Genomic DNA, 22,071 nt, shown 5'->3' with positions numbered 1-22,071 from the left:
ATGCCAATATATATCAATTCTCATGAAACCGACCAAGTACTCAATAGTGCGTTGAACTATTGCATGTTGTACAGAAACGAGTTTGTCACACCCGAGCATCTGCTCATGGCCATGACAAACTTAGATAACTTTTCTATTGCATTACAAGCATCGGGGGGCAACACCACTAGGCTGATGGCCCAGCTAGACAACGTGGTGGGGAAGATGGAAAAGGTGCCCACGGAGTGGTTTCATGTGCCGGAAAATTCGGTGCAGACGGCCGAAGTGCTTACCAATGCCCGCAAGCTGGCCATGATGGCCGATGTGGACATGCTGCAAGTGCCGCATTTGGTAACGGCACTTCTAGGTTTGCAAAACTCTGATGCGGCTTATCTGCTGAGCAGACAGCTGGGCGAGAATGCCTCTAACTTCGTGGCCGAACTGGTGGAACTGTATGATGAAGACGACGACATGCCCGTCTTCGGCAACGATGATGAGGAAGATGAGGAAGAGGCACCGTGGCGTTCGCTCGTTACATGCGTGAACGACACGTACAAAAAACATAATCCGCTTATTGGAAGGGAAGAAGAACTGCAACGCACCATACAGGTGTTGTGCCGCAAGGAAAAGAACAACCCGCTGCATGTGGGCGAACCTGGTGTGGGCAAAACATCCTTGGTGTATGGGCTGGCGGCCATGATAGAGCGGGGCGACGTGCCGCAAAGGCTGAGGGGATGCCGCATTTACCAAATGGACATGGGCACCATCTTGGCCGGAACGCAATTTCGGGGCGACTTGGAAAAGCGCATTAAGCAGGTGATGAACGGACTGCTGACGGAGGGAAACACCATCCTTTACATCGACGAAATACACAACTTGGTGGGCGCGGGCCGTTCGAGCGAAGGCTCAATGGACGCATCGAACATGCTCAAACCCTATCTGGAAGGGGGAGATGTGCGCTTTATCGGCAGCACCACCTATGCCGAATACAACCGATATTTTGCCAAGAGTGCCGGTATTGTGCGCCGTTTCCAACAGATAGACGTACCCGAACCGTCGCCCGAAGAGGCAATCAAGATACTTAACGGACTGAAAAGGCAGTACGAGAAGTTCCATAATGTGCACTATTCGCCCGATGTTATCGACTTTGCCGTGCATGCCAGTGCCAAGTATGTTAACGATAGGTTCCTGCCCGACAAGGCAATCGACTTGATTGACGAGGCTGGGGCCTACCGCCAAATGCACCCTTTGCCCACAAAACGGCAGAAAGTGGACAAGGCCTTGGTGGCCGATGTGCTTACGAAGGTGTGCAAGGTGCAGGCTGTTGCCTTGAAAGACGATGGCAACGAGGCACTGTTTACGCTGGAAAAGCGCATGAAAGAACTGATTTACGGTCAGAACCAAGCCGTGGAATTGGTTACGCAAGCCATACAGACGGCTAAGGCCGGACTTACCGAAGAGGGGAAACCGCTGGCTGCCATGCTGTTTGTTGGACCTACGGGCGTGGGAAAAACGGAGGTGGCACGCGTGTTGGCCACCGAACTTGGTATTGAATTGGTGCGGTTCGACATGAGCGAATACACCGAGAAACATGCTGTGGCAAAGCTCATTGGTTCGCCTGCGGGATACGTGGGATACGAAGATGGGGGTCTGCTTACCGATGCGATACGCAAGACACCCAACTGCGTATTGCTGCTCGACGAGATAGAAAAGGCACACGCCGACATCTACAACATCCTGCTGCAAGTGATGGATTATGCCCGATTGACGGATAATAAAGGTCAGAAAGCCGACTTCCGCAACGTAGTTCTCATCATGACGAGCAACGCCGGTGCGCAATTTGCCTCGCAAGCCAGCGTGGGATTTGCCGGCAATGTGTCGCGTGGCGAGGCTATGATGGCGCAGGTTAAGAAGACGTTTAAACCCGAATTTATCAACCGCCTCTCGGCCACCGTGGTGTTCCGCGATATGGACGAGCCTATGGCGCAACTGATATTGAAGAAGAAAGTAAAGGCCCTGCAACAGCAGTTGGCTGCGCGCAACGTGGAGCTTACGCTCGATGGTGCGGCCGAAAGCTACCTGTTGCGAAAGGGTTTCACACCGCAGTATGGCGCACGCGAAATGGATCGCGTTATCGCCGCATTGCTAAAACCTCTGCTTACCCGAGAAATGCTTTTCGGAAAGCTGAAAAAAGGCGGCAAGGCCATCGTGAAAACGAAAGGCCACGAACCGCCAACACCCGACGACACCAATGTGCAGCTGGTGCTCGACGTGCCTAAATGAGCTGCTACAACCGCTAACATCGTTTTAAAAATCTCTCTCGCAATGCCCAAGTTTGTTTCTACATATAGCAATCTTTACGCATACAATGGGCTGAAAAGGTCGTTGAGGGGGGAATTCTGCGTTTCAAAAACAATCTTTTCCTTTGCCGTATCCGTATATGCGGCGAAGACGTTTTGGAGCGTTGATGGTGTTAACCAAATTCCTAATTAACTATGGTGTTCGCGTTAGATAAAACACTCTCGTTCCCCGACCCGCATTTGGGTGAACCCGACGGCTTGCTGGCTGTTGGCGGAGACTTGTCGGTAGACCGCATGTTGCTGGCCTACAGCTATGGCATTTTCCCGTGGTACTCGTTCCGCTACAACCGCGAAATATTGTGGTATTGCCCCATGCAGCGGTTTGTTATCTTCCCTGCCGAGGTTCATGTGTCGCATTCCATGCGCTCGTTGATAAACAGAGGGACCTATCATGTTACCTTTAACCAAGAGTTCGACGAGGTGATAAGACATTGCAGTCGACTACGCATCAAGGAAGATGGGGCTTGGCTGGGGGTTGATATGGTGAAAGCCTACCGCAAGATGCACGAACAGGGGTTCGCCGCCAGTGTTGAAGTGTGGCAAAGCGACCGACTTGTGGGTGGTCTTTACGGCGTAACCCTCGGCCGTTGTTTCTTTGGCGAGAGTATGTTCTCGTTGGCACCCAGTGCTAGCAAGCTTGCCCTTATCCACTTGGCGCATTATATGAGCGACCATGGCGGCCTAATAATCGACTGCCAATTCGAAACGCCGCACTTGCGCTCGATGGGTGGGCGGTTTATCGCGTACGACGATTACCTTAAGATTATACAGAAAGAATAAAAATGAACAATGAGGAACTGATGCGCAGGGCAATAGCTCTGAGCGAAGAAAGTGTGAAAAACGGAGGAGGCCCTTTTGGGGCGGTGATTGCACGCAAAGGCGAGATTATTGCCGAGGCAGCCAATCGTGTTACCTTAGATCACGACCCTACGGCGCATGCGGAGGTAAGCGCCATTAGGTTGGCTAGTAGTAAGTTGGGCACGTTTAACCTTTCGGGGTGCGACATTTACACCTCGTGCGAGCCTTGTCCTATGTGTCTGGGTGCCATTTATTGGGCGCGTCTCGACAACGTTTACTACGCCAACAACCGCGAAGATGCCGCCAACATCGGTTTCGACGATGATTTTATCTACCACGAAATGGCGTTGAAACCCAGCGAACGCAGCAAGAATATGGAACTGTTGCTGCCCAACGAGGCCATCAATGCCTTTAAAATGTGGGAGGCGAAGGTGGAGAAGACGGAGTATTGAGGCCCACATTTTCTCTCATATTAAACGTTTTGAGTGGCGTTGCACTACCTACCGCATAGCGATAGTTGGTGCAACGCCACTAACATGTACATGGGTTGTTATGAGTTATTTGTTGTCTTGAGCAGGTGGCTTTCACCTGGAGAAAGGCCAAGAAATAAACGCATTGGACGTTGTTTGTTATCTTAAACTGATGCCTTTCATGTGCGTGTAGGCACGTATATATAGGATGAGTAGGATGAAATTCTCATCCCCACAAATTCATAAGCTTGTTGTCTTACCCTTCTTCTTCCACCACCAATCCATTTTCCCTTACGTGTTGTATAAGTGCCTTGAATGTTCTGTTATGGCTTAGGGTGGGAATGTGTCCCGTTATAATCATCTGTTTGCGTGCTCGTGTGAGTGCCACGTTCAGTTTACGGTCGATAATTCGGCCGTCTTCCTCAAAGCAATTGGCAGTGAGGAAGTCCAGTTGGTAGCGGTGAGTGATGGTGAACGAATAGACAATGACGTCTCTTTGCGACCCTTGATAGCGTTCAACGGTGTCGATGGTGATGCCGTTCAACTCGGCAACACCCAACTTTTGCAACTCGCGACGTATCATTGCAATTTGGTTTCGGTAAGGAACGATGACCCCAACAGTGCGGTTGGCATCGAAGTGCTTGCCGTAAAAGCGGTGGATGCGCCCCAATATGCGAGCCACGATGCGCGCCTCGGCAGGGTTAGCCTTGTCTGATGGGCTTTCGTTTTCGTTGTTTTCTGCCGCGAAGAACAGCAGGCGATGGGCTTTCAGCTGGTCGTCTAGCACGTCTTGCGATGGCTGGCTGTAGTCAAGTTGTTGCTCTTCCTGATGCGGACACGGCACCACATCGAGCCGTTCGTGGGCATAAAACATCTCGTTGGGGAAACGTGCGATGTGCGGGTGCATGCGTCCTTGGCGGTTAAGTGTGCCGATGAAACGCGTACGACCTTGACTTCGTTCCCAATGTATCAACCGTTCGAAGAGCGATTGGCGACAATCGGTTATGCCGATGGCATTTAGTTGCGGGTGGTTCACGGCGGCTTGGGCGGCGTTTTGCTGAACCACGGCGGGCAATTGCTTATGGTCGCCGATAAGCACAAACTTGTCTATGGCTGGCAAACTGTCGCTTTGGGGGCGCAATCCATGGGCCATGGCCGTGTCGTGAGGCAGATTGGCAGAGAGCAAACCCACGATGTTGGGTTCTAATATCTGCGATGCCTCATCGATAACGGCCAGGTCGAAGTGTTTCAACGCAAAGATGTTGGAGCGCGATTGCATGGTGGATGTTGTGCCAACAAATACGCGACAGGCCGCGATACGCTGTTTGATAAGGCTCAATTTGGGGTCGCTGTCCACCAGTCGGTCTAGCAAAAAGGGGCGAAAACGTTCGTCGCAGCTGTATTCGTTGCCGATACGAAGAAAAGGAATAGCCGCAGATAGCAGCATGTCGCATATCTCGTCTACCGCCCTGTTGGTGTACGACATCAGCAGAATGTTACCCGCTTGCTCTTCAACGATAAAGCGCAGGGCCATCGAAGTCTTGCCCGTTCCAGGCGGACCAACAAGCAAAAAGTAGTCGCGCGCTTGTTTTATGCGCAACAGCACCTCGTCGTAACTGGGATGATAACTTCGCGACAGTTCCGCCGCGGCATCGTATTTCGGTGCCCTTTGCCCCAGTAGCAAGGCTTTGCGCTGAGCGTTGGCCGTGGCAAAGCTATGTAAAGCCTTCACGGCCGATGTGCTACCCACGTCGCTTGTGGCATGTTCTATGGCAAAATGCTTATCGCCTTGCAAGTAATTTTCGTTTTGCAGACCATCGTTCAGGTGCACAACAATCTGCCCAACGGCGATGTCTACCAGCACGCCTTTAAACAAAATGCTTTGCCGCACGTCGGGTTCGGCATCGGGTTCGTAGGCATAGAGGTACACCATGTCGCCGCGACGAAAGTTCGGAAGGAAGTCGTCGGCCTGTTCAGGAACGTCGAACGTCAGCGTGTCCACCCCATTATAGCTGTTGCTTTTCTCTGCCTTTTGTAGTTTAAGGGCGGTAAAAATGTTTCCTGTTTCTCTTTTTTCGGCCAACGGCATGTTCCAAAGGTCGGCTCCGCTGTGGCCTTGCGTCTGTTGTGCGCCAACCTTTGCCAACAACTGTTCGTTGTAAACGAAGGTAAGCATGCGGCAGACGTAGGCGCGTTCCAGTGTTTCTAGCTTATGCAGTGGTGTGGTTACGGCTGCAATTTGGGGTTCGAGATAACGATGATAGAAGGTAGAACAGAGTTGGTTTTGGTTCAGCGTGTCGGGCGAAAGCTTGTCGATAACGCTGTCAAAGCCTTGTTGGGCGATGCCAAATTCTTGCGCCACAATTTCGTTGCGCAGGCGTATGGCCTCGTGAAAAAGGCGTTGCAGATAGGCCACCACCACCAATCCGCCAGGCAAAGGATATTTGGAATAAAGCAGACGGATGTCTACTTGATGGTTAGACAGGCGGAAGTTGTGGCGCAAAACGCCGTAATATAGCAGCAATTGCACATAATGGTCTTCTTTTTGAAAGCTGCCAAACTCGTTGGGTTGGTTGCGCTGAATGTTGTAATTAGCGCCCGATTTCTGTTCCACCAGCAGCCGAAAGTCGCTTGTCATGAGGTCAACGCGACCTTGCAAGCCCAGTTCTTCGCACACAAACGAGGGTTCGAGCAAGGCTTTCGAGCGGTCGAACCCCTCTTGTTCGTTATCGAAAAGGCGGTCTACAATCTCTTCAATGTTGTTGGCTTGGTTAACTGCCACCTCGCGAAAAGGCTCTCGCACGTTGAGGTCGGGGCAGGTGCAAAAGTCCATTGTGCGCTCTTTAAAGGTGTTGGTAAAGGTTTGTCGCCAGTCGTAATCGGTGTTGTTGTTAATGATGTCGTCTAGTGCCGCGCCCGCAAAGCTACCCACCAGTATGGCTTGCGAATTGGCATTGGCCCCCATTCTGTTGACGGTATAGGCCAAGGGGTGGTGTCCATAATCGGTAAAACAGCGTGCAATGGCACTGATGTCGAGCAAGAAGTCGGGCTCTATCACCACCAATCGCGGCAAAAGCGCATGGCCTTGCTTGGTGCAATCTAGCAAGTTGAGTTGCATTCCCATGCGGAGCAGGGGTTTAAGGTAGGTTTGTTCTTCTGTCTCTAAGTTCAGAACCATAGGCTCTTCATAGCTTTCGTGGTCTATTTTTACCATTATTTGGTTGCCGTCGCATTGGTCTACAATGCAGCGCAGGTAGCGAAAGTCCACGTGTCGCAACTCTTTTGGCGGCTTGTTTGTGGGTGCGATGCGCCCAACAAGCATGCTGGGGATGTGCTTGTTGTACACAGCCGACACGAAGATAGCTAGTGCCCTACAATGATATGGCACGTCTGCCGCGGGTATGGGCTGTGCCTTATTGCTCTCCCTACGCATCTGTTGTATGGCCACCACATCGCGCAGGGCGATGCGATGCCGTTTGCAAAGAAAGTCTACCTTGGAAAATAAATTGCCGAAGGCCTGTAAACTGTCTTGCAATGCACCGTCGCAGGCCAGCGAAAGGGTGTCGTGCAGTTGCTTGTTGATGCTTTCGGGGTTTGTGGTTGCCGTGGATAAGGTGTGGTCGATGCGGCGAAACAACTCGTCGGCAGTGATGTATGTGCGTGGGTTGGGCATGTTGCGCTGTGGTATTTAGCCAATGGTTAAGGGATGAGACATAAATTGGAAGACGAGCCGTGCGTTGTAAACGTAGAGATAGAGGGCCAATGCCACAATTGCCCAGCGCAGCACAAGGGCGGGCTTGGCCGACATACGCTTGAACATAAAGGCTATGGCGATGGGGATGATGAACAGCCAATGGGTGCCCATGATGTAGGCCTCGTTCAGCCCGAACCCCAGAATAATGTGCAAAAAGATGTCTACCCCCAGCCACGACAGGCAGAGCCAAAGCAGCCTTTGGCGCATGCCGCAAAGCAGTCCTGCAACGAAAAGCACCACCACGAAAGCCTCCACGGCGTAGAAAAACCAATGCTCGTAATGCACAACAACAGGGCGCGAGATAAACAGATCTTCCAATAAATGGTCGCGATGCAGCTGTATGCTCTCGCCAAACACGTTTTCCACCACGCTCGTTAGTCGTGGTGTGTCCTTGTCGGTCCATTTAAGTACGGGGTCGTTACCCATTGGTTTGCCGATAATTCGTTCCTTTCGGGCCTCGTGTGCCACACTCCGCTTAATGGCATTGGGGTTCTTTTTTTGCACTTGCGCCTCAATCCTTGCCGACTCCTGCTCGCGTGGTAGCAGTTGTAGCGTGTATTGGGCATAGAAGGCGGCACCCAAAACAACTAGCGGCAACACGCCAGCCAGCAGCAGGCGGCGTGGCTTAAAGAAGGCCTTACCCGTGCCGAAGAGGTCGGCCAAGAGTGTTTTTGCGCCGTTGCTAAGCGTTATGCCGGCCGTAAACAGCAACAGCAGTGCCGTTTGCCACCATGCCATGGCCTTGCCTTTGTTGGCTATATATAAGGTGAGGATGAGCAATAGCAACGAAAAGCAAAAATGGTCGGGTAGCATGACGGCCAACATAATCGATGCAAACGAAAACAACAGTGCGGTAAGCGCAAGTGCATCTGCCAGCTTTAAGCCTATTTGCGAACGCAAAATGCGAAACAACAACACCGCGCTGAGGGTGGCACTGAGTGTTAGCAACACGGCCATGATGTAGCTGGCGGCGTTGAAATCGAATTGCTTGATGATGGCATCGTTGAGCCAATAGAACGGTGCGAGCAACGGACCGAACAGCGGATGGCGCGAGAGTTCGTAGTATATTTTGCCGTTTGAAAGATAGATACACGAGTAGGCATCGTAGCCCGAAACATGGAACATCTCGTGAAACAGCACCCAATAGCCCCTAAATCCCACGCGTGTAAAAAGGTCGTGGTACTTATATAGGGTGAGTGCATTTTGCAATGCAAACACCAAGAAGGCCACTAGGGCCAGTGGTTTTTCTTCTTTTCTTAGTTTTAACATGTGTTCTAAGTATATGTTATGCGTGCCTTACGGCTTGGGCTATGTGCCAAACAAGCCGTCTTTTAGAACCTGCCTTAAATGGTTTATATATGCAAATGTAGCATTTTTTATATAGAGAGGACCACATTATATCACAAAAAGTTCGGGCGGTATGTAATTTGCTTGCTGGCTTGTTAACTCGTTAACTTGTAAAGTTGACAACGCACAAACTCATAAACTTATAACCTTAAAAACTCCCTTACTAACTCACCAGTCCGAAATTTGTCTACTTTTCAGTAAGAATTTTAACATTAAAAGTGCCCTTTTTATCCACCAACTGCTCACCTTGCCGCAAAAATCCAATTCTCGCGAAGGTTTGTTTTGGTGCAAAATGGGGTTAGCTTGTGCATGCGGCAAAATGAATTTTTATTTAAAAGAACCGCCATTTGCACCCGTTTTGGGGCAATTTGCAGCAAAATACAGTGCATTTTGCCGCTAAATGCCGTGCGTTTTGCTGCTAAACGCAAGGTAAAATGGTGCTAAACGCAGTGCGTTTTGGTGCTAAATGCAAGGCGAAAAGCATAAACATCCACTGCAAATGGTATAAACAAACCCTTTCGAACCATGAAAAACATGGCTCAAAAGGGCAAAATATCCATTAAAAAGTGGCATTTTAGGGGCTAAATGCAGGTTTTTGGGGGTGCAAAAACAACGAACCAAACGCCAAATAGAAAGGCAAAATGGTGCTAAATGCAGCTGATGTTCTTAAAATTGGACAGAAAAAGAAATGCCCAAGGCTGCAAATAGCGACCAATTGCTTGCTTTTTAGCCCGTATTTTCGCTAGAAGTGGGTGGCAAATAGGGCACTGTTTGTAAAATATAATTACTTATTTATGGGTGTGTGCCTAGCTGTTGAGCAGATAATCTACCACAGAGTATAAGTTCCAAGCGTATAGCCAAAGGGTGAGCGAGCCAATGGCGATGCGCAGAAAGGTGCGCTTTCGGCCTGTGGCAACTACGAAAAGGGCGGCCAAACCCAAAGGCAACACGTAGGCCCAATGGGCTGTCATGATGTACACCTCGTTAAGACCGAAACCCAATCCCACGTGTAACACCCAGTCCATTGCGGCAAAGGCCAGGGCCATGAGCAACAGTTTGTTGCGCCGTCCCACCCAAAGTCCTACCACGAAGAGCAGCACCAGCAACCCTTCGGCCACGTAGTTGATGGCCCAACGATAGTGCACAATGACAGGCCTACGCCCATACATGTCTTCCAACAGATGGTCGCGATGCAGCTGAATGCTCTCGCCAAAGAGGTTTTCTGTAACCGATTGCAGTCGCGAAGTGCTGATGTCGGTCCATCGCATAAACTCTCCTTGCATCAAGGGCTTGCCCATTTTGGCAGCTGCGCCATTGTTTGGTTTTTTCTTTGTAGTGGTGTTGGTGGGGCGTGGCGGTAATTTGGGGTTATGTGGATTTTTCTTTTTCGCCTCTCGCACGGCCTCTTCCCATGCCAATTGGCGTTTTCGGGCCTCCTCTTCGGCTTTCTTTTTGGCCTCAGCCTTACGCTTGTCGCGTGCCTGATGCCGCTTAACTTCGCCCGGCCAAACAAAGCGTTTGTACTCGAAACGGGCGAAAACCCATATCAAGGCCGAAGGCAGTAGCACGGCAAAGAGTAGAAAACGGGGGCGGAAAAAGCGGCGGCCGTTGGCGAAAAGTGCGGCAACGAATACTTTTAAGCCATTGTTAAGCGATATGCCAGCCGTGAGAACGAATAGGCAAAGGGCCTTCCACGTGGGCATGGTTGTGGCTTGTTGTTGGTGGTTGGCGGCTACTAAGAGGGTGAGTAGCAGGGCAAAGAGCGAAAGGATGAAGTGGTCGGGCGCAATGGCCGATACGATGATGTAGGCCAAGGCGAAGAAAAACAAGCTTAGCAGACGGGTATCGAACAAGGTTAGCCCCATAATGCGGCGCAACAACCTGTGAAGAAACACCAATGAATAGAAAGCGGCGAAGGTTTGCAACGCAGCCACAACGAAGATGGCGCAGTTGATGCCCGTGAGCCACATCAGGCCTTGGTTAATCATGTATGGCACATACATGAAGAAGGCTAGTAGGGGATGGCGATACACGTTGTAGCCGACTTGCCAATCGCTAACCACGACGTAGGTGATGGGGTCGAACCCCGAAAGGTGGAAGTTGCGTATGAAAAGGTCCCAGTAATGGGCTTGCAGGGGCGTGAAAAGCGCGTAATAATGTGCGATGAGCAGGGCGTGCAGTCCCACGAAGAGGATAAGCAAAGGCGCACCAACGCCCCATTCTTCGCGCCGAACCTTGAAGACGGCAAACATACGTATGCCGTTGTGTTTGAGAAAGAAACGTACCAGCAGGAAGTTGATGGGCACGCAAACGGCAAACATGGGCAAGGGCGCGAGTGTTTTGCTTACGCCAAGGTCAACAAAAAGGTTGAGTGTGGCCATTTGCAACAGATAGTTCACCACATGAGCCACGGCAAAACCAGCCCAACGGCCAGGAGTTGCGCCCACACGGAAGGTGTAACGCAGGCTGGCCCAGAGGTTAAAGGCAAAGCTTAGAAGATAAGCCACGGTCATGGCTAGGTTGTGGTTGGTAAACTGCAACCCCACCCAATAAGTGGCGTATTGTATGGCGGTGGCCGTCAAGCCAACGATGCCGAAGCGCAACATTTCGCCTAAGCTTTGTCGTTTATTTTGTTCTGAAGGGTTTGTAATGTGGTTCATCTGCATAAGCTAACATTTCTTTGTCGCCTTGGCTGTCGCCGTAGGCAGTGATATAGTATTGATGTCGGGGTGCGAAAAGGTTTTCCACGCGCCGCACTTTTTCTGCTCCATGACAGTTGGGCGAGGCAAATCGCCCCGTCAGCCTCCCATTTTCTACGGCTATTTGTGTGCCGATAACCTGCACTCGTGGCAGTTGACGAAAGAAGGGTAGCACCCAATTGGTGATGCTGGCACTAACAATCAGCACGCTTTCGCCCCGTTGGCAGGCTTCCTCTACGGTTTTCATGCCTTGCGGGCGCAGTATGTGTACGTTGTTTTTAGCAAACGATTGGCAGTGTGCATCGAACGTTTCGAGCGTCATCCCTTTGAAGAAGTGGGCGAATAGCCGTTCTTTGACTCGTCCGTTTGCATATAGGTGCAACTTCATCAGCACGATCAGGGGCAGGTAAAGCCCAAATCCCACGAGCATTCGCCACCTTCCCACAGCATGGGCGATGAAGGCGGGCAGGGTGTCGAGCGTGGTTAGCGTGCCGTCGAAGTCGAAAAGTGAAACGCGTATGGACGTTGTAGAATTTGTAGTCATCATATAATCGGTCTCATCTTTAAAAGTGAAAGGGTGAAAGGGTGAAAGGGTGAAAGGGTGAAAGGGTGAAAAGGTGAAAGGGTGAAAAGATGGCTAACGCCTTTAAAGGTGTCTAGCGGTTTCTAGGTTTCTAGTTCATTCTAGCTTTCGGACAAGTCGGACAGGTCGGACAGGTCGGACAAGTCAGACTGGTCAGACTTATCCTATTAGCCTAACACTACCTATACATTTGGCTTAACTCCTTAACTCCTTAACTCCTTACTCCTCACCCACCTACTTACTCCTCACCTCCTTACTCCCTTTACTCCTAGTATATGATCAACAGAAACGCCATGATCCATGCCACTACAATGGCTTGCGTAAATCGGTCGCGGAGTAGTATTTTGGTAGGGTCGCCACTCACTTCGTCTACCACTGTGAGCTGCATGTAGCGCAAAAGACCCACCAAAACGAAAATGCTGGTGAGGTAAAGGTAGGGTGCATGGAACCGACTAACCACCTCGGGCGACACCGTGTACATGATGTAGCACACCAAAGTAACGGTACCCGTAACGGTGATGGCTTGGTTTACGAAGGTGAGATTGTAGCGTATGGTGTTGCGGCGAGGCGGTTCGCCCGTCTCGTTCATGCGCAAAACGTCGTCGCGCCGTTTGGCAAACGAAAGGAAAAGCGCAAGTAGGAAGGTCATCAACACCAACCAATTGCTCACCGCCACATCGCAAGCCATGCCGCCAGCCAGTATTCGTAGCACGAAACCAAAGGCCACCGTGCACACATCTATGATGGCATGGCGTTTCAACCATAGGCAATAAGCCATGTTAAGCAAGAAGTAAAAGGCCACGATGCCTGCCGTTTCGCCTGCCCGTTGGGGTAGGAAGAACAGCAATAAGGCCGACAACAACGCCAAGACGGCCATTAAGGCATAGGCCGTTGGCACACTTACCGCGCCCGATGCAATGGGTCGGTGGCATTTTACGGGGTGTCGGCGGTCGGCATCTACGTCAACGATGTCGTTGAAACAATAAATAGCCGATGCCGCAAAACTGAATGCAAAGAAAGTAACGACGCTTGCGATGACATCGTCGGCATTCAGCAGTCGTCCACCAAAGAACATGGGAATGAGCACAAACCCATTCTTAATCCATTGTTGCGGACGAATAAGTAAGAGCGTTTTTTTCATCTTTCAAATCGCTTTGTTAGTTGTTCCATCCCCTTGTTTAGCAGCCATGCCAAGGGCAGCGTGATGGCGAAACAGGCTAAGAACGTGGGCCAATAGCCCCATTGCAGCCGCTTTATGTACACCAATACGAAGTGGGCGTGCAGCAGATACATTTCTAGGCTCACGGTTCCAACCAGTCGCAGACCGCGTTTTATGCGCTGCGGAACGGCCGTAAGCCAGTTTCCCAATAGCAAAACAAGGCTGAACGTGGCGGGGATGTAGAGCATCCGCCCGATGAAAAGCGGAAAAAGTCCGTGCCTTGTCTGCTCTAAGTAGATGTCTACGCCAAGAGAGAGCACCGCGGCAGCCAGCAAAAGCCAAACGCTTTGGGGGCTGAGTGTTAGTCCTTGCTTTACCAACGCACCGCAATTGATGCCAATAAAGAAGATGGGAACACGGCTCCAAAATATCTCGATGTGGCCAACTGCATCGTGTATGGGGCTTACCCATTGCACGGCCACGCACCAAACAATCATCAAAACAGGCAACCAGCGGTAGGCAGGATGGCGTGAAACGAGTCGCACATAGGCGGGAGCGAAGAAGTAGAGCATCATTGTTGCTGGTATGTACCAAAACGTTAGCTCATCGTGTAGCCAAAAATCCCAGTTCACCAGCACGTCGCCAGCAAGGTCTATAACCTGTTTCCAACCGTGTTGACCTTGCCAAAAGCGCGGCACATAGTAAAGACACGCCACGAGAAACCACGTGGGATAGATGCGCAGATAGCGGCGTGTGAAGAAACGTTTGAGCGACTTGTTGCCTGTTAGGGCATACCAAAGTCCCACGCCACTAAGGAAAAGAAACACGTCGACACCGATGTTTCCCATACGCCAAAGCCCATAGAAGGGCGACAAACGGGGCAAGCTGACATGGAAAAGCACAATGGATATCATGGCCAGACCCATTAGTTCACTTCGATGTAGGCTGATGTTGGCAAAGCGGATGCCGTTTGTTGTTGGGATCATTGGTTGCGGATGTTAACGTTTGGGTAGCGGAATGCGCCTGATAAGCTTATCTGTAGCCCAGGCCAAAGCAACGGATGCCACGATGTAGAGCAGCAATCCGAGGTAGGGTTGGCCTTGGCGCGAGATGGGAATGATGAGCTTTCGGGTGACGGGGTGGGTTACAAAGAGAGCCGCCGAGATGCCGCCCATCCAGCAAAGGGCGCGATAAAGCCACGCCATTACAGGGGCGCGGGCCAGCAAATTGGCGGTTAAGAGGGTTGCAAGACAAATAACGGCAGGGACGAAAGTCCACCCTAAGAATGTTTGACTGAGGTAATAAGTCAGGACGATGCACACTAAAAGGGCGGCCGATTGCTTAACGTTGTCGTCGCCCCACAGCGTGGCCGACTTTTGAAATTGGGCATAAAGCAAGCCTAGACCAAAGGGTAGCATGCCGCCCATGAAGTTGTAACGGTAGCGATTCATTGGCTCGCCTAGGGGCGAAAGCTGCAATTGCACAATCAAACACAACGCCATAAGCAGCGCAGTTATGCCCCAATGACGGCGATGAAGAACCAAACGATAGAGCAAATAGAACTGCATCATCAGCCCGAAGAACCAAAAAGCGCCAGGCCAAATCATCTTGTCGGGACGGGGCAGCAGGTTATTGAACATCAATAGCTGAGAGATAACCTTCAAACTATCGTAATGCCAGCTGGGCGGATAAAGCGTGTCTACGACGATAAAGAGCGCAAAGCCCACCGCCATCATGCGAAACAGTTTAAGATAATGGCTAAACAGGAACTTGCCCGCAGGCACCTGAACGCCGTGATACTTCTTGAAAAGGCCGTATCCGCTGAGGAAAAGGAACACGGGCACGCCGTAATGACCGAAGAACGATAGCAGGTGCATGGGTAGTTGTGCATCGGGATGCACCAGGGCGTGGTTCATGCGCGTTACGTTTTCGGCGTTAAAGGTGTACTCGTTCTCCTTAACTATCGGGCCAAGCCAATGGCAATAGTTGTGCAAGAATATGCCTATGATGGCCAGGCCGCGCATACAAGCGTTGATGCTAGTGGCGTTTTGGCCGCTAGTGGACTTGTTGGCGTGGCTGTTGGCATGCGCCGTGGCCTGCTGTTGGCAGGTTTGCACAGCGTTTTTTTCTTCTTTGTGTCGCTCGTTTGGTGGCATAATGATGGGTTAAGGTTAATGTGTTGTAAGGCGTTGGCCGATGTTTGATGCTGCACTTTTGGGCTTGGGGCGCGGCAATTTGTCGTAATCGGTGGTGCCTTTGAGTATTCGAGGCCGATTTTCGTTGTACTTCGGACTAATCAAATTGTTCTCTTCGCGATAGCTCTTGGTTTTTATTCCGGCCAGATAGAGCAGCAAATGGGGTAGGGCATCGGTCATAAAACGGCGGTTGCGCGCGTTTTGTATCTGCCGATAGATGTCGGGATGGCGGGCGATGTAGGTTCGCGAACACCATATCCAAAAAGGTATTTCGAACTCATACTTTGCCAAAGGGTAGTCGATGGCAGCCGAATGGTTGCGGCAAACGATGCCGCGGTTCTCCTCATAACATTCTTCGCCGTGGTCGGGCATGTAGATAACGATGGCATCTTCGCTTTCAAACTGCTTCACGATAAGGTCAACCACCGAGTCGTTGTATAGCACGGCATCGTCGTAAAGTGCCAGGACGCTGCGCTGACCGGGGGTTAAGTCGGGGCGAAGTGTTTTGTAGTCGGTGCCATTCCATCGCCGGCGGTCGTTTGGCGTGCGGAATTTGTACCCTACGTGCTGCCCAATGAGGTGGAAAATGGTGAGGTTGTGCCGGCCTTCTTGCGACTTTAAGCGTGCGTATTCGCGCACCAGGTCTTCGTCGAAGATGTGCAAGCTGTCGTTTCGCGTATCGAACATGGCCTTGTTCAGTGTGGGGTTGTTCAGAAAAAAGCCGCCGCTAAAATCGTAAACGTTTTCTTTTGCTTGGGGCAAAAATTGGTTGGTGATGAACGTTACGTGATAGCCCGCTTTGCGAAACAGTTGGGGAAAGAGCGGATAGTCGCACCATTCTCCGCGGTCGCCCACATCGTAGAGCGAAAAAACATGTTTGAAAACGTAGCTGGTAAGGTTCCAAGGCGACACCACATCGTTGAATTTCACCAGTTGTTTGCTGCGTTCGCGGCGTATTTGCCGTGGCGTTGTGGGTTGCACATATCCGTATTGCTGCGAATGATGTTTGCCGAAACTCTCACCGATAATCAGCACGATGTGCGGGCTGGTGTACGTGCAGCTGTCTACTTTTGCCGTTTTGGCGGCTGCAATGAGCTTGTTTAGCTGTTGCGATGCCAATGAGTTGGCATATATCGAGAATATTAAATGGTGCACAGGGTGGTAGCATTCTCCGTGGTTTTGCTCGGTAAGCATGTGTTCCACTTCGCCAACGCTCTTGCCATGCATCAGTTTCCAAAGGGCCACTTTGTTGCCGGCGGTAACGCAAAAACTCCAAATCAGAATGCCAGTAAAGCCGATGGGGGCATACCTTTTGAGCTTGTTGGCCAATGGTGTGCTGATGGTGGGAAGTTTGCCCGAAAGCTTTTGGCAGGCCGCCTTCAACCGCTTGGGGGCGAAACGGCGTAACGTATAGGCCAAATGAGAAAGGGCGAAAAGCACAATCCACCCAAATTTGCTAAACAGAATGCTGAAAGAAAGGTAGCTGGAAAGAAACTCTGTGGCCTCGCGACCATTGGTTTCGCCCACCAAAAGCAACATGGTGGGGGTGATGACGGAGTCTAACTGAACGCGGCAAAACACGTCGACGGCCGTCGTTAGGTATAAGATAAGGTATAGAACGCCGCGAACCCACGGGCGGATACGTTGTGGCAAGATACTTAAAAGCAGGCAAAGGGTGTAGAGGTCTGCCAGTAGCTCGGTGTAAAGGTGCCTGTAGATTTTCTCGTTTGCACTGTGGGGGAGGGTTAGCCATGCACAAATCACGCCCAAGAGGTACATCGACACGAAGAACGGCGCATTGATTTGTAGGGGTTTAACCACGTAGCCAAAGATTTTTTTTCTCAATACTGTTAAGGTCATTTCTTTTTAGTTCCTTTTTTCTTTATATATGTATATTGCCACAAATAGGCGCACAACAGCTTGTTCAGACCTGTTGTGTGCCGCATGGAACACGTCTGCGCATTGTTCTAAAATGCGGTATCGGTTCGTAATATTATGCAAATTTACACTTTTTATCATTGATAACCGCCAATGCAAGCGTTTAATTTGTTTGGTAAAAGAAAACGGCCACGCGCCCAACCTCGCTCTTATCAACTTGTCAACTCGTTTACTCTTCAACTTACCCCCCCCCATACAATTAAGGATAATTAAGGCGAGAGAGTTGAGTGGCGAACAGAAAAAACGCTACCTTTACAGCAAAATAATAATCTAAAATTATGCAGAGATTAGCGTTACATATTATATGCCTAATGGGTATGCTTTGCAATTGCAAAGCACAAACTGCGCCGACTTCAACAGACACGACGCTGCAAAACAAGAGTGAGACACGGCAGGTGGACTCCGTGAGAGAGAGCAATACGCCAAGTTATCGTGTGTTATCTGTTGAGAACACCGACACACTGCGGTGGACGGGCAAGGCTTTTACCGGCAGACACAAAAACAAAGGCAATACGTGGCTGATAAAAGCTGTGATGAAAGGCATGAATCCTAATTGGTTGAGGCACGCTCTTTGGGTTACGGTAAAGGATGTGTGGCTGCTTAGAGACGGCGTAGAGAAAGATGTAATAAGCGTCATGGCCTTCAAGTCTGCCGAAACGCGGTGGAGCATCAGTGCTTTTAAGAGAGAAAAATTCATGGTTGAAGAATGCAAAGCGCCTTTGTATGCCGTTCCATACTTTATAGACGGCTGTGCTTACATCATCTGTATTATCCCCCCGTCTCAGATAGTGGGCAATGAGGTAAGAACACTAATAGACAGAAAAACTTTGTACGAAGATGTGTTGAAACCGCTTATGGACAAGCCTTTCTTTTAATGAGGAGGGCATGGGGGCACTCGTACCCGATTTTAAACTTGCAAATCCCAATATTTAAAAGCTTTTGTTGTATTGGGTTTTTCTTTGGAATGGAGCGGTAGGAACAAGTTTATTCGTAAAGAACGTTTACCGAAAGGCGTTGTGCTAACGCCTATCTTGCAACAGCTTGTACCATGCTTTTCCCTCGTTCGAGTTGCATTTTTGTGCCATCGTTGCCAGCATCGTGCGCGTGGTTGCTATCTTGTGTTGTAGCCATAGTTGCAGTTTGCTGCCTTTATGTGCATCTTTCGCCGCCTTGTTCAGTGCCATTATATAGCGTAGTTGCAGGTTGGCAAGATAGTTTGAGGGCATGCGCGATGTTTCGATGTTGTTGAAAAAGGCATCGCAAAGTATGCCTATGTGCTCGTTAATGCCGTATCCACCCCTCTTTGTGCCTTGTTTTAACAGCATGTTGAAGGTGTCGGTGCTAAACAAATTGCCGAAAACGCCATCGAGCGACATACTTAGTTCATGGCCCTTACTGGCCAATTGGTTTTCGTTTATTCGCTTACTTTCTAGTCCACTGTCGGCTAGCATGATGTATTTTGACAACAAACGCATGGCCTTGCGTTGTAATGGCGTTGGGTCCTCCTTATAGAAAGTTTCGGATAAGGCCACCAGTTGATCGCCGTACGTGTCCACGGCATCACGATAAAGATGCCATAGGGCAAAGCCTTGTTCTTTTTTAAACTTCGCCATGTTGGCTTTTTGGTCGATTTGTGGCATCAGTTGCAGCACATTATCCATTATCCGCACGCGCTTGTCAAAGGCAGGCGTATCGCCAGTTGCGGCTTGCGGTTTGATGGAAAGGCGTTTTATCAGGTCGGCACGCTGCTCGTAGGGTGTGTTCCCTTGCGCCGTGGCGTAGGCATAGGCCACAGCACGCCTGTCGGCATCGGTTAGTTGCAACGCACTTGGTCCGTAATCGGTTTCTGTAGATATGCCCAACACCTTCGCCACCTTCGCCATCACCCTGCCTTGAATGGTTTCTTGAACAATGGCATCGGTGCTGTTCTCGTCCCAAAAACGCATGTCGAAGTGGGGTAGGTAAAGGAAATAGTCGAGTTTCCTGCCCTCCAACACGGCTTTACCCACGTTAATCCAACCGCGTAACAATTCGCCAGAGAGTGGGTGGCACAGCATTTTGCTCGTAGTTTCATGCTGGCCAAGCTCGAAAGAAACGTACATGCGTGGTTGAGTGACGTCTGTTTGGGGCGTAACCTGTTCAACTTGCAGCGCGTTGGGTATGCCAGCATCGGCCAACGCCTTGTTCCATGCCGCCACGCCTGCCTTTACTGCACCGATGTATTGGGGCGGAAACAGACTGTCTATGTAGAATGTTAGCGGACGATTGAGTGCCCAACGCTGAATGGGCATGTTGCTTTCGGCGGTTGGCGAAGTGCTTTCGGTGGGCACAGTAAGGTTTTTAACGCCCTTTGTTGCCAGTCTTATGGGAGCATAAGTCTGCGGAAGAAGTTGTACGCGACAACTTAACTCCAAGGGAACGCTACCCTCGGGCAACACGATCATCGAGCTAGAAAAGTTGCCTTCTTCGGCTTGCTGCCCGTGATAACGCCTTATGCGAAACTGCGTTATGCCATTGTTGACCTTTACATCCAAGAGCGAAGAGAGGTCGGGAACCATCTCGCGAATGGTGTACAGCTCTTGATAGCTGAACCATTGCTTGCCCGTTAGCAGTTCGTTGGTAATGTCGATGACGGCTGCTCCTGCCTTTGTGCGCCCCAAAACAGGGTACGCGATGCCCCGATCGGCCTCATTTTTCACTACTATCATTTCGCCTTCTGCTACATTTTTCAGTGGTTTTAGAAGGATGGTTTCGGTGTTGGGAGCGACAATTTGCACCACGCCCAACGACTTTATGGGGTGAGCATTGAAGTCGAAACCGCGGTTTACTTGCGCACTGATAAGCACATCGCGCCCAATGCAGGCAGTGGGTATCTCCATATATATACGTCCGCTGTCTACATGCACGGGCAAGTGGCCTGCGTATGTCTTTGCGTTTGCCCCCCATAAGGTGGGCGCTGCCGTCGGTAAGGGCTGTGTTGAGGGCGCAGGTTGGGGTTGCGCGCTGGTTTGCAACCCATGCAAGGGCATGAGAAGTAGGGCTAAAAGCAATGCTTGTTTCTTGTGCAGTTTCATTGTTATGTTGTTATTGGCGTTCTGTTTTGGGGGTGCCCAACACGTTGCCTATGGTGTAATGTAAGCATTTTCATCTTCATTCAAATCGGTCGTTGGAGCCTGCGCGGACATTGTTTGATTGTTGCGTATGTTGTCTGTCTTATTATTAAAGGTATAGTGGACTACATCGAGAGAATAAGGCAGACAAGATGCCCACAGGCAAACGAAAGGTGAACAGGACGTAATGGAAACGACTTAAAACATTTGATAAGCAGTTTAACAAACTGATTGGGGCTTATTTTTAATGTGGGCTAGTGTGTGCAAATGTAGTAAAATTTTGCTTATTACGCCAAGAAAGCCTTATATTTCGTTGTCTGTTACAAATGTTTCGTCGTCATAATCCATCACGGGGCGGTCGTTTTCGGTGGCATTCGATACGCCGTCGATGAGGAAATCGTCCTCTGATTTGGGTTTCTTTTGCAATTGTAGCAGTTTATACACCTTCTTTCCGCCAGGTGTTTGATAGTGTATTAAGCACGCATTGGTTTTGGCTATCTTGCTGTGTACGGCGAAAGAACGTAGCCATTGGAACTGGAACATGCCCGGACCAAGCAGCGGATTGTTCTTGATTGTATGGCTTTGCATCTTTTGTGCGAAACCTTTTGTGCAGTATTTGTTCAGCACTTGGCGTATGGCGGCAGGGTTAGGTTGTGGTTGAGCAAGCTCGTTTACGTACATGGCATAGAAGTTGTAGAGGTCAAATATATACCTGTTGTATTCTCCTTCGTACGATTCGTTGGTTATTTCAACCTTTCTGGTTTGTCCGTTGGCACAAAAGGCCAGGGTGTATATACGGTCTAAGGCGAGAATTTCATCGCAATACGATAGGCTTAGGTACACTGTTGTTGGGGTTACGTAAACTTCTTGGGGCGCAAAGAGGGTGAAGCTGCTGTTGATGTCTTTGCCTACAAGAGATTTAATGTCTAGCTTGTAGTTTTTAAATACGGGCTTACCTGCTTTATAAATGTTCACCTTCAAAGAAGTATACGACATGTATCTCTCTGGATAATTAATCTTCTTACCCTCATAAAACTCGCGTACATGTATTTCCCAATCGCCAACAGTGGTGTCTATGCGTGTGGGTGGGTTAGCAAACTTCGAGTAGTCGGTTGTGTCTTTTTCCTCTACATACGGCTGTACGCTGTCTGTCTTTGCACTAATCGAGTCGTTGCCAGTGCTGTTTGCATCGGCTTTTTTATCTCCCGAACAGCCCGTTAGCAGGGTAATTGCGATGAACGAAAGGGTAAAGGTAAGCTTTTTCATTGTTATCTCCATGCGGGTTGGTGCAGCAAGGGCAATATATAGTTAGAAGGAATTGAGTTTAGAAAGTGGGTTAGCATACCCCACTTTGCCATCCATGTATCAAAGCAACAGCATTGGCAGCGCAGCGAAAAGTTATTTGTACAGACACTACAAGCACTTTGTAGCAAGAGTACAAGATACTTTGTAGCGCGAGTACAAGCTGCTTGTAGTGCCAGTACAAGGTGCTTGTAGTGTCTGTACAAGACGCTTGTAGTGTGAGTACAAGGTGCTGTGTACTGATGCTTGCGCCCGATATGGGCAAACAGGCCCATAAGGCAATGTCATTCCAAAACTACTGCTTTTGGGTTATAAAGACATCTATCGCCGCCTATTAGGCTTTGATTGTTTTGCAAACGGCATGTGGAAAAAGGTTT

14 protein-coding genes are annotated in these 22,071 nt (G+C 50.0%); 4 read left to right on the top strand and 10 right to left on the bottom strand.

What is annotated here, in order from left to right; translation table 11 throughout:
* The 3 genes from HMPREF0670_RS09950 (at position 1) to HMPREF0670_RS09940 (ending at position 3,589) form a co-directional block, all read left to right on the top strand.
* The gene (locus tag HMPREF0670_RS09950; protein ID WP_009231030.1) at positions 1–2,262 is read left to right on the top strand and encodes an AAA family ATPase; all 2,262 of its coding nucleotides are present in this window, start codon (positions 1–3) and stop codon (positions 2,260–2,262) included.
* 212 nt (positions 2,263–2,474) lie between these two features.
* The gene (gene aat, locus HMPREF0670_RS09945; RefSeq protein ID WP_009231028.1) at positions 2,475–3,119 is read left to right on the top strand and encodes a leucyl/phenylalanyl-tRNA--protein transferase; all 645 of its coding nucleotides are present in this window, start codon (positions 2,475–2,477) and stop codon (positions 3,117–3,119) included.
* 2 nt (positions 3,120–3,121) lie between these two features.
* A complete protein-coding gene (locus tag HMPREF0670_RS09940) occupies positions 3,122–3,589 on the top strand; it encodes a nucleoside deaminase (RefSeq protein ID WP_009231027.1) in 468 nt (155 codons plus the stop codon).
* Positions 3,590–3,863: 274 nt separating this feature from the next.
* Here HMPREF0670_RS09940 and HMPREF0670_RS09935 read toward each other — a convergent pair whose 3' ends face one another.
* The 8 genes from HMPREF0670_RS09935 to HMPREF0670_RS09900 all read right to left on the bottom strand — a co-directional run bounded on the left by HMPREF0670_RS09935 (position 3,864) and on the right by HMPREF0670_RS09900 (position 17,204).
* Complete coding sequence (locus HMPREF0670_RS09935; RefSeq protein WP_009231026.1) at positions 3,864–7,280, bottom strand: DEAD/DEAH box helicase; 3,417 nt, start codon at positions 7,278–7,280, stop codon at positions 3,864–3,866.
* 15 nt (positions 7,281–7,295) lie between these two features.
* A complete protein-coding gene (locus HMPREF0670_RS09930) occupies positions 7,296–8,630 on the bottom strand; it encodes a DUF6080 domain-containing protein (RefSeq protein WP_009231025.1) in 1,335 nt (444 codons plus the stop codon).
* Positions 8,631–9,514: 884 nt separating this feature from the next.
* Positions 9,515–11,368 (bottom strand): DUF6080 domain-containing protein, encoded by a 1,854-nt coding sequence (locus HMPREF0670_RS09925; RefSeq protein WP_044078111.1) that lies wholly within the window; start codon positions 11,366–11,368, stop codon positions 9,515–9,517.
* Positions 11,334–11,951 (bottom strand): HAD-IB family hydrolase, encoded by a 618-nt coding sequence (locus tag HMPREF0670_RS09920; protein ID WP_009231023.1) that lies wholly within the window; start codon positions 11,949–11,951, stop codon positions 11,334–11,336. Before HMPREF0670_RS09920 ends, HMPREF0670_RS09925 begins: the two co-directional genes overlap by 35 nt.
* Positions 11,952–12,258: 307 nt before the next feature.
* Entirely contained in the window at positions 12,259–13,131 is an 873-nt protein-coding gene (locus tag HMPREF0670_RS09915) for a decaprenyl-phosphate phosphoribosyltransferase (protein ID WP_009231022.1), read from the bottom strand.
* Positions 13,128–14,135, bottom strand: coding sequence for an acyltransferase family protein (locus tag HMPREF0670_RS09910; protein ID WP_009231021.1), 1,008 nt, complete (start codon positions 14,133–14,135; stop codon positions 13,128–13,130). The genes HMPREF0670_RS09915 and HMPREF0670_RS09910 overlap by 4 nt, the downstream gene beginning before the upstream one ends.
* A gap of 12 nt (positions 14,136–14,147) precedes the next feature.
* Positions 14,148–15,305: an acyltransferase family protein gene (locus HMPREF0670_RS09905; protein WP_083786837.1), complete on the bottom strand. Its 1,158-nt coding sequence runs from the start codon at positions 15,303–15,305 to the stop codon at positions 14,148–14,150.
* 15 nt (positions 15,306–15,320) lie between these two features.
* Positions 15,321–17,204 (bottom strand): phosphoethanolamine transferase, encoded by a 1,884-nt coding sequence (locus HMPREF0670_RS09900; protein ID WP_044078110.1) that lies wholly within the window; start codon positions 17,202–17,204, stop codon positions 15,321–15,323.
* Positions 17,205–17,560: 356 nt separating this feature from the next.
* On the opposite strand from HMPREF0670_RS09900, the gene HMPREF0670_RS09895 reads away from it, so the two are divergent.
* On the top strand, positions 17,561–18,157 hold the full coding sequence (locus tag HMPREF0670_RS09895; RefSeq protein ID WP_044078109.1) for a hypothetical protein: 597 nt from the start codon (positions 17,561–17,563) through the stop codon (positions 18,155–18,157).
* Positions 18,158–18,301: 144 nt separating this feature from the next.
* Here the strand turns inward: HMPREF0670_RS09895 and HMPREF0670_RS09890 are convergent, their stop codons facing one another.
* Both HMPREF0670_RS09890 and HMPREF0670_RS09885 read right to left on the bottom strand, forming a co-directional pair.
* Positions 18,302–20,356 carry a hypothetical protein gene (locus HMPREF0670_RS09890; RefSeq protein ID WP_009231017.1) on the bottom strand — a complete coding sequence of 685 codons (2,055 nt, stop codon included), beginning with the start codon at positions 20,354–20,356 and terminating at the stop codon, positions 18,302–18,304.
* A gap of 339 nt (positions 20,357–20,695) precedes the next feature.
* Positions 20,696–21,658, bottom strand: coding sequence for a hypothetical protein (locus HMPREF0670_RS09885; protein WP_044078108.1), 963 nt, complete (start codon positions 21,656–21,658; stop codon positions 20,696–20,698).
* Between the last annotated feature and the right edge of the window lie 413 nt (positions 21,659–22,071).

The sequence above is a fragment of the Prevotella sp. oral taxon 317 str. F0108 genome, from assembly GCF_000162415.1.
GTDB lineage: Bacteria > Bacteroidota > Bacteroidia > Bacteroidales > Bacteroidaceae > Prevotella > Prevotella conceptionensis.
This window is presented reverse-complemented; position numbering and strand designations above follow the sequence as displayed.

What these genes read in the sequence shown, in the direction of transcription:
- HMPREF0670_RS09940 (WP_009231027.1), top strand. Translation starts at nt 3,122, where the DNA reads ATGAACAATGAGGAACTGATGCGCAGGGCAATAGCTCTGAGCGAAGAA.
- HMPREF0670_RS09900 (WP_044078110.1), bottom strand. Translation starts at nt 17,204, where the DNA reads ATGACCTTAACAGTATTGAGAAAAAAAATCTTTGGCTACGTGGTTAAA.
- HMPREF0670_RS09935 (WP_009231026.1), bottom strand. Translation starts at nt 7,280, where the DNA reads ATGCCCAACCCACGCACATACATCACTGCCGACGAGTTGTTTCGCCGC.
- HMPREF0670_RS09885 (WP_044078108.1), bottom strand. Translation starts at nt 21,658, where the DNA reads ATGAAAAAGCTTACCTTTACCCTTTCGTTCATCGCAATTACCCTGCTA.
- HMPREF0670_RS09950 (WP_009231030.1), top strand. Translation starts at nt 1, where the DNA reads ATGCCAATATATATCAATTCTCATGAAACCGACCAAGTACTCAATAGT.
- HMPREF0670_RS09890 (WP_009231017.1), bottom strand. Translation starts at nt 20,356, where the DNA reads ATGAAACTGCACAAGAAACAAGCATTGCTTTTAGCCCTACTTCTCATG.
- aat (WP_009231028.1), top strand. Translation starts at nt 2,475, where the DNA reads ATGGTGTTCGCGTTAGATAAAACACTCTCGTTCCCCGACCCGCATTTG.
- HMPREF0670_RS09895 (WP_044078109.1), top strand. Translation starts at nt 17,561, where the DNA reads ATGCAGAGATTAGCGTTACATATTATATGCCTAATGGGTATGCTTTGC.
- HMPREF0670_RS09920 (WP_009231023.1), bottom strand. Translation starts at nt 11,951, where the DNA reads ATGACTACAAATTCTACAACGTCCATACGCGTTTCACTTTTCGACTTC.
- HMPREF0670_RS09910 (WP_009231021.1), bottom strand. Translation starts at nt 14,135, where the DNA reads ATGATCCCAACAACAAACGGCATCCGCTTTGCCAACATCAGCCTACAT.
- HMPREF0670_RS09925 (WP_044078111.1), bottom strand. Translation starts at nt 11,368, where the DNA reads ATGAACCACATTACAAACCCTTCAGAACAAAATAAACGACAAAGCTTA.
- HMPREF0670_RS09915 (WP_009231022.1), bottom strand. Translation starts at nt 13,131, where the DNA reads ATGAAAAAAACGCTCTTACTTATTCGTCCGCAACAATGGATTAAGAAT.
- HMPREF0670_RS09905 (WP_083786837.1), bottom strand. Translation starts at nt 15,305, where the DNA reads ATGCCACCAAACGAGCGACACAAAGAAGAAAAAAACGCTGTGCAAACC.
- HMPREF0670_RS09930 (WP_009231025.1), bottom strand. Translation starts at nt 8,630, where the DNA reads ATGTTAAAACTAAGAAAAGAAGAAAAACCACTGGCCCTAGTGGCCTTC.